Origin of the sequence: Bdellovibrio sp. HCB274 (genome assembly GCF_047306075.1) — a bacterium.
GTDB lineage: Bacteria > Bdellovibrionota > Bdellovibrionia > Bdellovibrionales > Bdellovibrionaceae > Bdellovibrio.
Genome location: NZ_CP178623.1, coordinates 2,181,392 through 2,197,278, shown reverse-complemented (window position 1 = coordinate 2,197,278; position 15,887 = coordinate 2,181,392). Strand labels below are relative to the sequence as shown.

Here is a 15,887-nt window from a genome sequence, read left to right as displayed (position 1 = left end):
ATAAATCCGATAAGTTTATCGATGCAAAAGTTTGTTTCTCTTGTGGCACGTTTACTTTTTCTGACAGTTTTTGCTTTTGGAGCGAAAACTTTTGCCGTTGCATGGAACTATGCAAATCCACCTGGTACCTATGGTGATATTGAATTCACAACCAATGGCACTTTAGCAGCCGGTACTTACACTTTTAATAATCTGACAATCAACTCTGGGGTAACCGTCACGATTTCCAGCGACACTTCGACCACGAATGGAAGTGGCGTGGTGATATTTGCGGCCTCGGTTAATCACTTGGGCACTATCGACGGAAATGCCAGAGGTTTTTCTGCAGGACAAGGACCTGGAGCTGGTTTGCCTGGTTCGTATAGTGCTAGTGGAGCCGGCCACGGTGGATTAGGTGCGATCGGGACTGGTGGTACCTATGTTTATGGGCCGGGTAAAGCTTATGGAAGTGCAGTAGATCCAACTGCCCTGGGCTCTGGTGGGGGCGGTAGTGGTGGTAAAGGTGGCGGCGCAATTAAATTTGTTGTGACAGGTACCATGGCAATTGGTGGCGCCATCAATGTAAATGGTGGCAACGGGACAAGTTGGGATGGCGGCGGTTCTGGCGGCAGTATTTCAATTACCGCAGATACCATAACTGGCACGGGGGCGTTGTCGTCGACTGGCGGAACCGGTCCTGGTGCTGGCTCTGGTGGACGAATTTATCTGGCTTATGCAACTTCCAGAACTCACTCCGGCACCATCACGGTGACAGGAGGTGGAACTGCAATGCCGGGTTCCGCGCTGATCGTAAAATCAAGCGCTCCAACAAGTCTGACCTTTCCGGTAAATTCGACGATCTCCAATGGAACTTATGTCTTTAACGATATCACAATTCCATCTGGTGTGACTGTATCAGTGACTGGCCTTGGCTATGGTGCGAACGAAGGGCCAGGTGCGGGCGGTGTTTCTTATGGTAACGGTCATGGCGCGGGCTATGGAGGCGCCGGAAGTGGAGCTGCGGCAGGAGGAACTTATGGGTCACCCATTAAACCCAAGTTGCTTGGGTCGGGTGGTGGTTTGGGAATGAGTTCAGCTGCTTCAGGTGGCGGAGCTATCCATTTCTCAGTTGCAGGAACTTTAACGGTAACCGGTACATTAGCTGCTAACGGCGCTACTTACGGAGCTGACGGGTGGAGTGGTGCTGGTTCTGGCGGAAGCATTTGGATCGAAGTTGGGACATTGGCAGGTGCCGGAGCAATCACTGCAAATGGGGGAACCTCAGGCGTTGGAGCTGGTGGTGGTCGTATCTATATCGAATATCAAACCAAAACTCACACCGGATCGATCACGGCTTCAAAATCTCCAAGTTCAACTGCAGTGGATGGCACTGTGGTTTTAAGGGATATGACCTCGAACGCATTTTCCTGTGCATCGATGACGATCGTGGTGCCCGGGTCTGATTTGGTTCCACTGACAGCTCTCAATGTTGGTGCAGGTTGTAAGCTTACCGTGAACGGCGACATATCTCCAACATCAGTATCAGTCAGTGGCAGTGGTGCGGTTTTAAACATGAACGGAAATTTATTGGTGAGTGGTTCAATTAATGTCACCACGTCGGGAACTTTACAAGTTACCGGAAATAAATTGTTAGATTCAGGTTACGTCGTTTCTGCTGCGAACCTGACCATTGATTCCACTTCAACTATGAACGCAGACAGCACGGGGTTCGGTGGTGGATTTGGTGAAGGAGTGGGATCCACGAATACCTATGGTGGAGGTGGTGGATACGGTGGAGCCGGGGGCGTTGGTCGAAATGCTGGCGCTGCGGGCGGAGCGACCTACGGATTTCCTGTGAATCCAACACGCCTTGGTTCCGGTGGTGCAAACTCCGGAGGTGGAGGAGTTGGTGGTGCCGGTGGTGGCGCGATCATATTGATCGTGCCAGGAACAATATCCATCGCTGGTACTTTGTCAGCCAATGGTAGCATCGGTACAGTTTATTCGGGCGGTGGATCTGGAGGAAGTCTTTGGATTACGGTCGGCACTCTGAGTGGTGCCGGTTACATTCGCGCCAACGGCGGAAACGGAATTGGCGGCGGTGGTGGAGGCGGCGGCGGTCGCATTTACATAAATTTTATGACGGCCAACACGTTCACTGCAGCTAATATCACAGTCACGGGTGGTGCGGCTTCCGGGGGAACTTCGGCAGCAGGAGCGGCGGGTACCAAAAATACTACGACAGGTTCTGTGACGGCTTCCATTGCGTTCTTAATTACTCCGGCATCGATTGCCAGAAGAAACAGTTCGTTTCCGCAAGTGCCAGCAGTTGTGGGAAAAGATGCTTCTGGAAATATTGATTCCAATTTCAACTCGACAGTCACGCTAAATGCTTTCACCGATGCCTCGTGCACGACTCCGGCGGTGGGAGTTTTAAGTGATCGCACTGCAGCGACTCCTTTAGTTTCAACATCCGTCGCCGGTACAGCTTGGTTCAATGGCATCATATATAACCGATCCGAAACCATTTATATTCAAGGTAAATCCGGCAGCATGTATACAGGTTGTGCGGCTGTCACGGTCGGTGGAGCCATTGCCACGCAGCTCGTTTTTACCACTCAGCCTTCAGCGACGACGACTGCGGGAGTGGTGTTTGCTCAACAGCCCGTCATCGAAGCACGGGACGCTGATGGTGTTATTGACTTACTTTCAAGTTTATCCGAAATGGATATTTATTCCGATGCGTCCTGTACGACGGCAGCGACGGTTGAAACTTACGCAGGCAGCGGAACATTGTCATCAGGCGTGACTACGTACACGGGAGTCAGCTACACCAAAGCCGGCAATTGGTATTTTAAAGCGTCGCAGCCGAATACAGATGTCAGTGCTACGAAATGCTCCAGTGTTTTTACGATTACACCTGCAACTGCGGCAAAGTTGGTATTTACCCGCAGTCCCGGCAACACCAATGCTGGCGTGAATTTCACCAATCAACCGATCGTTATTACTCGGGACACTTACGATAACGATACAACATATACCGGCGATATCATGTTTGAACCCGTGGCCGACACCGGCACTTGTACAAGTGCGACACTGTTGACAGGTACGCTTTCAAATCCAGGTCCGTACAGCACCACAACCGGTTCTGTGACCGGCTCTGGTATGAGTTACACCGAAGCCAGGGATCTTCGTTTACGCGCCAGTACGACTGGTTTAACAACAGCGTGCTCGAATCAATTCACGATTTCAGCGGGAACTCTGGCATCAATCCTTTGGGTAACTCAGCCACCGACGGCCGCGAACGTAAATATTAATTTCTCTTCGCCGGTCATCACAGTGGGCGGGCTGGATGCCTACGGTAATACAAAATCTATGTCGAGTGGGACCTTCACGATTCTGGCATACACAGATGCGACTTGTACCACGGCTGGTGTCGCTGCTGACCTAACTACATCGGGTACTGGTTTTACCAGCGGCAATTGGCGAGTGAATTCGGCTTTATACAAAAAATCCGGAACTTTCTATTTCCGAGTGAACACCGGCGCCCTGCAAACTGCGTGTTCGGATGGCACCGTCTTTACTCTTAAATTTTCCCCAGTTTTCTTCCGCGCGTATTAACCGCGCGTTTGCCCCCTACCATCGATCAACCACCGGGCATTCGTTAGCTCGCGCAAGCCAACGGGACCCCGCACGTGAAGCTTTTGTGTGCTGATCCCAAGCTCGCCACCCAATCCAAATTCAAAACCGTCAGTGAAACGGGTGGAAGCATTCCAGTAAACCGCTGCCGCATCGATATCGAGCTGAAACGTGCGCGCTTTTTCCTCTGAAACTGTGATGATTGCTTCAGAGTGTTTGCTGCCATGTTGTTCGATGTGGCTGATCGCTTCCTCAAGATTTTTCACGACTCGGCAGTTCATGATAAGCTCCAGATACTCGGTGTCCCAGTCCTGCGGAGTCGCGGCTTTTACGCGGGGCTGATCTTTTAGAATAGCCAGGGATGGCGCATCGACGTGCCACTCTAGATTCTTGGCATCGGTGGCTTTATAAAGAAGCGGCAAAAATTTTGCAGCGACCTGCTCGTTTACCAACACAGTTTCCAGGGCGTTACACACTCCGGGACGCTGAGTTTTGGCATTAGCTACAATTTTTGCCGCCATGTCCAGATCAGCGTCCTCAGCAACGTAAGTGTGGCACATGCCGCGATCGTTTTTAATGATTGGCATCAAAGCCGTGCGCTGAACAAAGTCGATCAGATTATCGCCTCCGCGGGGAACCACGATGTCGATCATGTCTTTACGTTTTAATAGTTTTTCCACCAAAGAGCGGTCGTAGTCTTCCACGCCATGAAAAGGAAGTTGCGCAAAGCCGCTGGCAGTCAAACTTTCGCGCATCAGGCGATAGATCACAGCACTCGAGTGCTTGGATTCAGAGCCCCCACGCAAAAGAATGACGTTGCCGGATTTAAAAGCGAGCGAGAAAGCTTCCAAAATAACATTCGGGCGCGATTCAAAAATCATAAAGATCACACCCAAAGGGGCGCGAACTTTTTTAAGCAGAAGTCCGTTGTTCAAAGTGGTTTTTTCAATCAACTCGCCCACTGGATCGGGAAGGGCTGCTACTTGTTTAAGACTTACTACCATTCCGTCGATGCGCTCGGCATTTAAAGTCAGACGATCGCGAAAGGCTGCTGCCGTGTCAGCGGGTAACGCTGCCAGATCTTTTTTATTTTCCTCTATGATTTCGTTCGAGGACTTTTCCAAAAGCTCCGCAATTTTCAACAAGGCCTGATTTTTTACTTCGCTGGTGATTTTTCGTTGTGTGCGGGCTGCTGCACGCAAATCCGAAAGTGTCTGATCATTTAGAGAGTTCATGGCGACCTCCGAATTGAGTTCCGATACTGTCGCCTTGGGCGATGTGAAGAAGATTGTTCGGGATGTCTCCGCGAACAAGGTGAGTGATGATTTTGTTCTTGCCAGCCATTTCTGCCGCCAAAAGTTTTGAATACATTCCGCCGGTTCCAACTTTTGAAACAGCTTTTCTGTCAGCCAGGGTGAATTCCGCCTTCGTCACTTTGGGACGATAGCGAATCAGCGTGGCATCCGGATTTTTGTTGGGATCAGAATCAAACAAGCCATCCACATCAGTCATTAAGACCACTCGCTCGGCCTTCATCATGACTGCGACTTTCGCAGCCAAGGAGTCGTTGTCACCGAATTTGATCTCCTCGGTGGCAACAGCGTCGTTTTCATTTAAGATCGGAATGACTTTCCATTTTAAAAGTTCCGTCAGAGTATTTTGCAGATTCTTGCTGCGTACTGGATCTTTCATGTCTCCGGCGGTTAGCAGTACTTGGGAACCTAAAAGGTTCGCGGACTGCAAAGCCAATACGTATTGATCCATCACCAATGGCTGACCGATCGCACTTAAAGCTTGTTTTTGGGGAAGAGTTCTTTTAGCGACTTTGAAGTTGGTTCTGGCAACGGCCCAGGCGATGGCTCCGGAAGTAACCCAAATCACTTCGATGCCATATTTCTTTTTAAGCTGTGCCACTTGTAGCATCCAAGCACGCATTAATAACGGGCCACCATCGCAAACCATTTTACTGCCAGCTTTGATCACCCAACGTCTGTTTTTCTTTGCCATAACTCTTCCCTGATTCTTCAAAAAACCTTCAATAAGTCTAGAAGTGGGAAGCGGGCTCAGCAATCTATTTTTTAGCCAGAATCTGAATCAAAGAGGAAAGGACCGCCAACTGTTTGTTGAAGTCCATACTCGGTGCTGAAGTGGTCGCAGAAATCTGTTCAGGCAAATAGGGCACATGCACAAAGAGTGTCGGAATGGTGTTGCCGGAAAGTTCCTGAAGCGCGCGGAAATAGACATAATTGCAAACGTAATTTCCTGCCGACAACGTTACGCTCACAGGAGGCGCTGGCTGGGTGGTATCGTGATGGGTTTGGTTTAAATGATCGCGCAATTCCTCGACCGGTAAAGAAGTCATCAGCGCCGCCGGGGCACCGTCACTAATCGGCCGGGGAGTGATCACGGGATTTCTGCGATCCGCGTTTTTGTTTTCCATCCAGTTATGAGCATAGCGTTCCAGGCAAATGTGATTTCGTCCACCGGCTTGGCCTAACATAACTAATGCATCAAAAGGTCGATCCTTCCAGGATCTCTGTAGTTCGGTGAAGGCAAGTTCAAACTCCACCGGAAGTATTTGGGAGGTCACAAACGGAAAGTCTTTCTCCAGTGCCAGGGAGAGCCGTTCTGATGGATTAATAGTCTGATCGCCAAAAGGCTCAAAGCCCGTGACTAGCACATGTTTCATGCTGTTCAGTATGCAACACCTTTCATGGGATGGGAATCCTACAAGCCAGTAAATCGCAGCTATTAGTGAATATAGGCGTTATTAAGTCGAAATAATTTGTTTATAGGAAGCCTTCAGGGAACAACCCGTAAGGAACTCTATTTTAGTCTCAGTTTGAATGTGAGGGTTCTCTGTACTTTACCTGAAGTAGCAGATTTTGCTAAATTTATATTCAGACACCAAAAGGGGAATCCATTGAAAAAGCACGTTGTTGTACTGTTGGCCCTTCTTGCCGTGGGCTGTGCCCACAAGCCTGTTCAAAAAGAACCTGAAATCGTAGCCAGCTGTTTTGCTGACGGCGATAAACAGGATATGTGCAAAGCCGAACGCACAAACGAAAAAAATGAAATCGTGATCACTCGCTGTATTGGTCAAACCAATCGCAATGCGCTGGCAAGTCTGCGTGGTAAGTGCGTTGAGCGCATTTGCACAAAAGGCTCCAACAACGATTGTCAGGTGCGTGGTGAAATCGCGGTGCTTGATCAATACTCCGAGTTAGTTCGTCACAAGCATTTTGCTGAGGAAGAGGAAGAAAACTTCCAGGCCCCGAAAAAAATCGCTAAGTTTAAAAAAGGTAAAAAAGGCAAAGGGGCATTGAAAGCGGAAGCTGCAGTAGCCGAACTGGATGTGGATCCCATGGCCGAGTTGCCAAAGATGCCTGAAAAACCAGAACCGGTTGTAAAGAAGGCTCCACCAAAAGCAGTTTCCCAGGAACCGGCAGAGCCTGCGCAAATCAATGTAACATTGAAAGCGGATAAAGGTGGGGCATCCCCAAAGCCGCGCAAGCCGGCTTCAGCGATGGCTGCTCAAGACGGGTTCAAAAAAGTATGTGTCGCTAAAACTGATCAGAATGCACCAGAGGTTCTGCGTGGTAAATGTGCCACTCGTAATTGTACCGATGGAAAGTGCTCTTTTGGTGGCCGCAAAGAGATGTTTGATTACGTCGCTCGCTCCGGAACTTAAGTATATAAACCAGCCTCATTCATTCTGACGCAGCGCTATGCGTCAGAATGCAAACCCCAAATTGTACAATTGTGATCTTGGGATTAAAGAATTATCCCATGACGCAAGAATCTCTTCTTACCAAAAAAGAAATTTTGAAAATGATGGTCGGGTTCCGCAGATTCCGCGAGCGCTTCTTTAAAGAAGAGCAGCACTCTGTGTACGAGAATCTTTCCACAGGTCAAAGCCCTAAAACTTTGATGATCGCCTGCAGTGATTCCCGCGTGGATCCGGCGATTCTTTTTTCTTCTTCCCCGGGTGAGTTCTTCGTTATTCGCAACGTAGCCAATCTGGTTCCTCCCTTCGAATCGGACCGTGGTTTCCACGGGGTTTCCGCAGCGATCGAATTTGCTGTCGTAAATCTGCAGGTCGAGAACATCGTGATTCTGGGTCACCGTCAGTGCGGCGGTATTCGCTCTCTATTTCAGCCTGAAGTGATTCGCGAAGGCGGTTTCGTTCAGCAGTGGATGAGTATCGCGGAGGACGCTAAAAACAAAGTTTTGGCGACCCATGCGCACAGCGGTCTTGATCAGCAATGCCGTGAGTGCGAAAAGACTTCGATCGTGACGTCTTTGGATAATTTAAGAACATTCCCGTTCATTGATTTCGCGGTGAAGAACCGTGGTTTGCAATTGATTGGCGTTTATTTCGATCTTGAAAACGGTCACCTGTCTTTTTATGACGAAGTCACCGAAGCTTTCCGTGAGCTTGAAATTTCCAAGGTTCACAATCCGTAATAAAGCCCCTTGGAGAACGTGAAAACCGTGACTCCAGGGCCTTTCGGATTCAAACAAGATATTGACATAAAGCTCCAAGCTCTAGATATTCCACCACATTCCACGAGTGTTCTGATGATGTTTCATTTCAATTTACGACTCCATTGGAGTCAGAGCACCACGGCATGGGCATTGCGCCCGTTACGCTATTGAAATAGTTTTTTCGCCATGGGGAACAACTCAATGAAAAAAACATCAGAGCTTTCGAATTTCTTTAACGAGATTTTTTTGGCCCGTCGCCGAAAGAATCCGAAATATTCCATGCGTGCATTTGCCCGCGATCTTTCACTGACGCAAGGTCGTCTGTGGGAATTGATACATGGACGCTATATTCCTGGAACAAAAGTTACAGAGCGTATTGCTGAATTGTTAAAGTTAGCTCCCGAAGATAAAGAGCGCATGCAGTCCCTGATTGCCGCAGCCAAAGCCCACCCAGCTTCAACATTGCGTTCGGTTTCCCACGACGAGTTTGCAATGGTTTCTGATTGGGAGCACATGGCGATCTACAATCTGATCTCCACAAAAGGCTTTGATCATACTTTGAACAGCATCGTGAATCGTCTGGAAATTTCCATGCTTCAGGCAGAAGGCGCTTTGAATCGCCTGATGGAGGCGGGACTAGTTGTAAATGAAGACGGTCGTTTTGTTCCGGCGTACACAAATGTGTCGACTCAAACAGAAGTTCCTTCGGAAGTGCTGCGTGAGTTTCATCGTCAGATGATCAATCGTTCAGTGACATCTTTGCATCGTGACCCTGTGGATTCCCGCAGTATCACCAGCATTGTATTCCCAGCCAACACCAAGAATCTGGCAAAGGCGAAAAAAATAATTTTGGATTTTAATGTGCGCATGGCGGAACTCATGGATAAAGGCGATACCACGGAAGTGTACAGTCTCGCAGTTCAACTTGTGCCAATTACGGTTTCTGGAAGGTAGGATCAGATGAATAACTTATTGAAGAGTGTTTTATTAGTTGGCCTGATGGCAGTTCCTGCAGTCAGCGGAGCATGGACGTTTGTGGGTAATGCCGGAAACATCGTTATCTGCAAAGACAAAGTCGTAGGTTTCTATGACCGCTACGAATTGGAACTTCGATACGGCTGGACTTGGGAGTTGGCGAAGCTTGAGTTGCCAAATAAAAGTGGCCTGCCGGATGAAGTGGTTTTGGCACAAACTTATCTGAAACGTATTGAATATCTTCATCCGTATCTTTATGGAACTTTGTCCGGCTACGTGAAATCATTTTATGAGGAAGCTTCCTTTGTAAAAGGCTATTTGCCGAATGTGCTGGATGATTCAGGCGTTGTTGTGCTTCCTGCTAAAAATTGTTCTTTGGAACTGTTGGTAGTGCAAAAGCCCGTTCAGTTTCCTAAGAAATCCCTGTACACGATCAACACGTTTTATTGGAAAGATCTGAACAGTCAGGATCGTGCAGCGGCGATTTTGCATGAAGTGATCTATCGCGTGGCTTTGTCCCGCGGAAAAACTCCACGCTCCTCTGAAGGTGTTCGCCTTTTGAATGAAGTTATTCTGGCAAATGAAGTAAGAAATATGACTGAAGCAGAGTTTGCCAATTTGACTCGTCTGGTTTTCACACCGCAATCCGGTGATCAAAAGTAGGATATAACTGTTCCGGTGAATTCGCAGTAATCGGAACATTTCACAGTGATATACGCTGGGGATCATCTATAGAGCGAATGTGAAAAGTCCGATAATTTAGGTATGACTTTTCATCAAATCCGATCTCAGATGGTTCCTAAAATCGGACTGATACTCCTTCTGAGTTCGGTAGTTACCGCATGTAGTGTAAACAGCGATTTTCCCCTTCAGAGCCCGCAAGTTCCTGTCGTAACACCTGCGCCAACGGTGTCTCCGACAGTCACACCAAGTCCTGTGCCTCTTACTGTATCGATCGCTCAAGGCGGAACGCAGGCTGATCCCATAGGAAGTTTACCGATTGTATTTACGGTGACCTTCAGTCAGGCGATTGCTCCCTTAAGTTTTACAACAGCAGACATCACACAGTCAGGCACAGCAACCGGTGTGACCTGGTCCTTGAGCACCTCTAATAACATCACTTTCACATTAAGTGCGACGGCTGTGGCGGGTGAGGGAACTTTGGTGCCTTCAATTGCCGCGGGTGCAGTTCAAGACACCGTCGGAACTTCAAATTCAGCATCGACATCAACTGATGGCAGCGTAACTTATCAAATAATTCCGGGAACCTTTAGTATCACTGGTATCACGGGTGGGTCGGATGTGACTGCGAATGCTTCATTGGCAAGTGGTCTGGTGCCGACAGTCAATTGGAATGCGTCAGCGAATGCCAGCAGTTATGACGTGCGAATTTATGCGAATGATGGCACTACTGTGGTTTGTCCGACAGTGAATACGACGTCGACGTCATATAATTTCTCGTCCTGTACCTTGTCTTATAGTTCCACCTACAAAGCGTCAGTGATTGCGAAGCGAGCGTCAGGCACAACGACCAATGCTTCAAATAATCTTTATTCTTTCACAACGGTGGCGCCACTTACCGTGGCAGTCGCTCAAGGCGGATCACAGGCTGATCCCGCCGCGAGTTTGCCAGTTAATTTTACAGTGACTTTCAGTCGTGCCATTGATCCAGCGAGTTTTACGACAGCGGATATCACGCAGTCGGGAACGGCGACGGGTGTTACGTGGTCACGGACTACTATCGATAATACTAATTACACATTGAGTGCAACGGCGGTGACGGGGGAGGGAACTTTGGTTCCATCCATCGCAGCCGGAGCAGTTCAGGATCCTTCTGGCAATCCCAATGCAGCGTCAACTTCAGTTGATAGCAGCGTGACCTATCAGGCACCTCCAGGGGCTTTTACGATTTCTGGTGTGACAGGCGGATCTGACTCGACAGCAGACAGTTCGCTGGCTAGTGGGTTGGTTCCAACCATCAATTGGGTTGCCGCGACTAATGCCAATAGCTACGACGTCAGTGTTTACGCTAATGACGGAACCACAGTAGTATGTGCAACCGCCAACACGACATCAACTTCGTATAATTTTTCTTCATGCACTTTATCGAGTGGAATCACTTATAAGGCGAGCGTCATTGCCAAACGCACCTCGGGTGGAACTACGACCGCTACTAACAGTTTGTATTCATTTACAACGGCTGCAGCACTGACCGTAGTTGTCGCGCAGGGGGGAAGCCAGGTTGATCCTGCATCGACGTTGCCGGTGGTATTTACTGTGACATTCAGTCGGGCTATTTCTGCCGCAAGCTTTACAACGGCAGATATTACTGAGTCTGGGACAGCGACAGGAGTTACCTGGTCGCTAACTACTTCCAATAACATCACTTATACTTTAAGTGCGACAGCGGTGACGGGGGAGGGAACTTTGGTTCCTTCCATCGCCGCAGGTGCGGTACAGGATGCCTCTTCCAATCCCAACTCTGCTTCGACCGCAGTTGATGGCAGCGTCACCTATCAAGCCCCTCCAGGCGCATTTGCAATCTCGGGTGTGACGGGTGGAACTGATTCCACAGCTGATAGCTCGCTTGCCAGTGGACTGGTGCCAACCATTAATTGGGGCGCTTCTACAAATGCAAATAGTTATGATGTCAGAGTGTATGCCAATAACGGTACCACTGTGGTGTGTGCAACTGCCAATACGACTTCAACATCCTACAATTTTTCTTCGTGTACTTTGTCCAGCGGCACCACTTATAAGGCGAGTGTCACTGCCAAGCGAACTTCGGGTGGCACCACAACCGCTACTAACAATTTATATTCATTCACGACTGTTGCGGCTTTGACGGTGGCTGTCTCTCAGGGTGGGAGCCAAGCTGATCCGGCAACTTCGTTGCCGATTGCCTTTACTGTGACCTTCAGTCGCGCGATCTCTGCGGCAAGTTTTACGACGGCCGACATCACGCAAACGGGGACTGCGACAGGGATAACCTGGTCACTCTCTACCTCTAATAATATTACCTACACGTTAAGTGCGACCGCGGTGACGGGTGCGGGAACTTTGGTTCCGACTATTGGTGCAGGCGCAGTTCAGGATGCCTCTGCCAACCCAAATACCGCTTCGACCGCAGTTGATGGCAGCGTGACTTATCAGACGGGTTCGGGGCTGACCATAGCGGATGTCGTTGCAGCACAAACCGCAACCTCGCATGAGGGCGTGATTCCTGATATTCGTTATGAATGGCAAAGATACCCAATGATCATTATGCAGTCGCCTGCGAAAGCGGATATTCCAAGTTGGTTTCCTTACACCAAACCCAATTGGTGTACTCTGTTGAATGCCTGGATGCAGGTTTTTGAAGCCGAGGGAAATACTGCGACCAACACTCGGGTGGAGTATCGCAGTCTTAAGATTTATGTGCTTTCTCAGTCCACCAGAACGTGGAGCCTATTAAAAAATGACTTGAAGCCCGTATACACCGACACGTGGAAGTATCCGTTTGATTTTGATTCGGACGGTGGTGATCGCGCGGAGCCTTCCGGGGGTGTTTCTTTTAAGGCCAAGTATCCTTTATTTGCTCACGGTTATGGTGGCCAACTAATCATTGTGCCTAGTGACGTCCGCGCAGTCTTTGTAACCATGGATACGCGACTGATTTTGGACAATGCAAGTGGAACGGATGATCGGGCGTCGGCTCGTTATTTGGTGAATGTTGGTGCGGATTATTGGCCTGATGCAGATGCCATAAACAATACCTGGCCTTATGCGCCTGGTGCGGGGCAAGGGCGATTTATTCTTGCGACACCTGAATGGCGTAAAGCTACTATGATCATTCCTAACGGTCGTTATGGTTCTTCGATGCAGGAGATGCTTAACACTTATCCTCCACCGATGGATTAGGTCTGTTTCAAGGCGAAAAAAAAGGCATTGGATTTACCAATGCCTTTTCTATTTTAGCTTTCGAGTCGCCGTCACAAGGGCGTGGCGTTGCTAACTATTTGCAGCTCTTAGAATTGCCGCCAACACCGATTGCAGTCAACAAGTGCTGAACGCCGTCCTGATCAACCGCAAGCACTAAGCCTGAATCATCAGTTACGTAAGTAGTCGCTTCAACCAGGCTTCTTTCCAGGTTAAAAAAGCTTTCCATTTCACGAAGGTCTTTGCTCGTATTCTCCATAACTTCTCTGATCTTTACAGAGTTTTTGCCTTTGCTGGAAGAAATAGTCAAAGTGTCACCTTTAACAACGATAACTGCAGCGTCAGCGCCGTTTGCTGGGTCGCAAACTTTAATAGAAGTAACAGAAGCAGAGGCAGTACCTGCGATCAACATAGACATAGCGATAAGAAGTGATTTCATGGAATTCTCCTAAAATAGATTAACGATTTCGTTCAATGCACAGGATGCTAACAGAAAACAAAATGTGTCCTGATTGCAAAACTGTGAACTTGTCGAAATTACTTTAATGACTAATCGTTGGACAGTCAGGGTGGGTTCCTATTTGCGCAGGTAGCCCTGGCTACTGACGACCATCTTCCATGCCTGGCTCAATACCGCCTGAAGCAAATCCTTGTAATCCCAGCCGATACCTCTGGCGGCAATGCCGCTAAGGCTGTCTTGGTTATCCCGGTCGGGTCTTCCAGGGCCTGTCATGTTGGGTTTCATATTTAAATCGAAGAGTAAGAATTGCCCTTCGGAATTCTGACGGCAATCAATACGGATAGGGGCGTGGATTTCTAACAGGGTTCCTGCGCGTTCGCAGGCTTGTGTAACTTCCAGAATGGAGGGTGCGTTTAATTCCTGCGGAGGTATCACAGCGCTGTTTGCGGTGACCGCTACAACGCCGTTATAAGGTGCGATGCCCTGGATATGATTAAAACGACGAACGGGAGGTAGAGCCCATGGAGTGTCTTTAACAACTTCTTCCCCTTGTATGCGGTAAGTACCAGCAGGCATGACCGTGATGGTGATCTCTTCACCGGGCAGATATTCTTCCATCATGAACGCGTCGCCAAATTCATTGGTGGCTTTCCAGCGTTCGACCAAAGCTTTTAACTCCGCCGGGGTTTTCACAATTTGCACACCCTGACTGCCGCGGCCGCGCACGGGTTTTACCACTTTGGGAGTGGTGAGTTGAACAGACTGCCAGTCTTCGAGCTTTACCAACTCTGATGCGGCAATGGGCAGTCCGCGATCTTTCAGTCTTCGATTCGTAGTGAACTTGTCGTCCATGGCTTGCACATCAGCCGGAAGCTGTCCCACAAATTTAACATCAGGATAATTTATTTGCTCCACAGGATGTCCGGAATAAAGAACTGTGTTCAGCCAGAATGTGCGAGCACCAGCTTCATAAGCCTTGGCGAATCCCGCTGTTGTATCTGGGAAAACCCAGTCCTTGTCATTCGCAGGATCTGGAAATGTTGTAGGTGTCGCAATGAAGTGACCGCTTTCTTTCAGAGCAAAACCGATATCAGCGCCGCTATCACTATAGCCGCCAGGCTTAAAAGGTTTTTTAATTCCATCCACCGCGGGAGGTGGCTCACTCTGAAAAAATACGGCGATTTTACTCATGCAGACTTCTTTCTAAATCCAGTGATCCATTCGGTCAGAAAATACAGAAGTGCGATCGTTGGGAATAAGGCTCCCACTTTTGTAGTCAAATCCCAGCCGCCATGAGAATAAGCCCAGGCGCCGGCGTAAGAACCAATGGAACCACCGACGAAAATAATCGCCACATAAAGTCCATTTAAGCGGCCACGATACTCGGGCTTTAGTGAGAAGATCGCGCGCTGACCTAAAACCAATGTGGCAGTGATTCCCGCATCCAATAAAATTGCCGAGAATACTAAAACTCCCAGGGCAACTAACGATCCCGGAGCCAAAATGTGCGTCACTGCAAAAGATGCGATAGCAGATAGCATGGCGACAATAGTTGCAGGCGTGGTGAATCCGCGATCAGCAAGCTTCCCCGCATAGGGTGCAGAGATAGCTCCCGCGACACCGGCAAAAGCAAAAAGCGCAATGGCAGATTGTGAAAGGTGATATGTGGGACTCATCAAATATAAAGGAACCGCTGTCCAAAACAAACTGAAAGCGCCAAACATACAGGCTTGATACACGCCACGACGACGCAGAACCGGAGTGTTAACCAAAAGTTTTCCCATGGAAAGCAGCAGGCTGCCATAATGAAGTTCCGCATTCTCGGGTTTTCTGGGAGGAAGAAATTTGGCAAGAACCAAAGCCATGACTAACATCAATGCTGCCGATAAAAAGAAAATCGCATGCCACGAAAACATGTCAGTCAATAAACTTGAAATAGGGCGGCTCAACATAATTCCCAACATCAGGCCACTCATCAATCCACCGACTACGCGTCCCCTGTGTGACTCCGCAGTCATGTGCGCAGCATAGGGAACAACTATCTGCACCGCCGAAGTTCCAATTCCTAAAACCAAGGCTGCGGCAAAATAGGGCGCCACTTGGGTTGTGATGCCCAGACCTAATAGCGCCAGAATCGTCAGGCCCATAAGGCAAAGGATTAGCTTCTTGTTTTCAACCAGATCACCCAGGGGAACTAAAAATAAAACTCCCAGGCCGTACCCAATCTGAGTCAGTGTCACAACCAAGCCCGCGGACGAAGTTTGAATGCCCAGGGACTGACTGATCAGGGCCACCAAAGGCTGAGCGTAATACAGATTTGCGGCAATGACCCCGACTGTAAGACCTAAAAGAAGAGTGATAGTGCGGGCTGGAATGGATGGCGAGGAACCTGATTCAGACATAATCCGCACTATAACATCTGTTTGCC

General features: G+C 48.9%; 12 protein-coding genes. 6 read left to right on the top strand and 6 right to left on the bottom strand.

Translation table 11 applies throughout. The annotated features are described in order from the left end of the window. Positions 1–21: 21 nt before the first annotated feature. Positions 22–3,600, top strand: coding sequence for a beta strand repeat-containing protein (locus ACLWNV_RS10705; RefSeq protein WP_413584407.1), 3,579 nt, complete (start codon positions 22–24; stop codon positions 3,598–3,600). On the opposite strand, the gene ACLWNV_RS10700 is transcribed toward ACLWNV_RS10705, so the two are convergent. The 3 genes from ACLWNV_RS10700 to ACLWNV_RS10690 all read right to left on the bottom strand — a co-directional run bounded on the left by ACLWNV_RS10700 (position 3,597) and on the right by ACLWNV_RS10690 (position 6,307). Next, the gene (locus ACLWNV_RS10700) at positions 3,597–4,853 is read right to left on the bottom strand and encodes a glutamate-5-semialdehyde dehydrogenase (protein ID WP_413584406.1); all 1,257 of its coding nucleotides are present in this window, start codon (positions 4,851–4,853) and stop codon (positions 3,597–3,599) included. The two genes, ACLWNV_RS10705 and ACLWNV_RS10700, sit on opposite strands and share 4 nt — an antisense overlap. Further along, entirely contained in the window at positions 4,837–5,625 is a 789-nt protein-coding gene (proB, locus tag ACLWNV_RS10695) for a glutamate 5-kinase (protein ID WP_413584405.1), read from the bottom strand. The genes ACLWNV_RS10700 and proB overlap by 17 nt, the downstream gene beginning before the upstream one ends. Positions 5,626–5,689: 64 nt before the next feature. After that, on the bottom strand, positions 5,690–6,307 hold the full coding sequence (locus ACLWNV_RS10690; RefSeq protein ID WP_413584404.1) for a pyroglutamyl-peptidase I: 618 nt from the start codon (positions 6,305–6,307) through the stop codon (positions 5,690–5,692). Positions 6,308–6,541: 234 nt separating this feature from the next. On the opposite strand from ACLWNV_RS10690, the gene ACLWNV_RS10685 reads away from it, so the two are divergent. From ACLWNV_RS10685 to ACLWNV_RS10665, 5 genes are all read left to right on the top strand, one after another. Then, the gene (locus ACLWNV_RS10685; RefSeq protein WP_413584403.1) at positions 6,542–7,309 is read left to right on the top strand and encodes a hypothetical protein; all 768 of its coding nucleotides are present in this window, start codon (positions 6,542–6,544) and stop codon (positions 7,307–7,309) included. 98 nt (positions 7,310–7,407) lie between these two features. Beyond that, positions 7,408–8,085 carry a carbonic anhydrase gene (locus ACLWNV_RS10680; protein ID WP_413584402.1) on the top strand — a complete coding sequence of 226 codons (678 nt, stop codon included), beginning with the start codon at positions 7,408–7,410 and terminating at the stop codon, positions 8,083–8,085. A gap of 222 nt (positions 8,086–8,307) precedes the next feature. Further along, positions 8,308–9,060, top strand: coding sequence for a TIGR02147 family protein (locus ACLWNV_RS10675; RefSeq protein WP_413584401.1), 753 nt, complete (start codon positions 8,308–8,310; stop codon positions 9,058–9,060). A 6-nt stretch (positions 9,061–9,066) separates the two neighbouring features. Beyond that, positions 9,067–9,744: a hypothetical protein gene (locus ACLWNV_RS10670; protein WP_413584400.1), complete on the top strand. Its 678-nt coding sequence runs from the start codon at positions 9,067–9,069 to the stop codon at positions 9,742–9,744. Between the two features lie 273 nt (positions 9,745–10,017). Beyond that, positions 10,018–12,981: a beta strand repeat-containing protein gene (locus tag ACLWNV_RS10665; protein ID WP_413584399.1), complete on the top strand. Its 2,964-nt coding sequence runs from the start codon at positions 10,018–10,020 to the stop codon at positions 12,979–12,981. A gap of 94 nt (positions 12,982–13,075) precedes the next feature. Here ACLWNV_RS10665 and ACLWNV_RS10660 read toward each other — a convergent pair whose 3' ends face one another. The 3 genes from ACLWNV_RS10660 to ACLWNV_RS10650 form a co-directional block, all read right to left on the bottom strand. Then, positions 13,076–13,438: a hypothetical protein gene (locus tag ACLWNV_RS10660; protein ID WP_413584398.1), complete on the bottom strand. Its 363-nt coding sequence runs from the start codon at positions 13,436–13,438 to the stop codon at positions 13,076–13,078. A 138-nt stretch (positions 13,439–13,576) separates the two neighbouring features. Then, positions 13,577–14,650, bottom strand: coding sequence for an ATP-grasp domain-containing protein (locus ACLWNV_RS10655; protein WP_413584396.1), 1,074 nt, complete (start codon positions 14,648–14,650; stop codon positions 13,577–13,579). Then, positions 14,647–15,861: an MFS transporter gene (locus tag ACLWNV_RS10650; protein WP_413584395.1), complete on the bottom strand. Its 1,215-nt coding sequence runs from the start codon at positions 15,859–15,861 to the stop codon at positions 14,647–14,649. Before ACLWNV_RS10650 ends, ACLWNV_RS10655 begins: the two co-directional genes overlap by 4 nt. Positions 15,862–15,887: the final 26 nt, after the last annotated feature.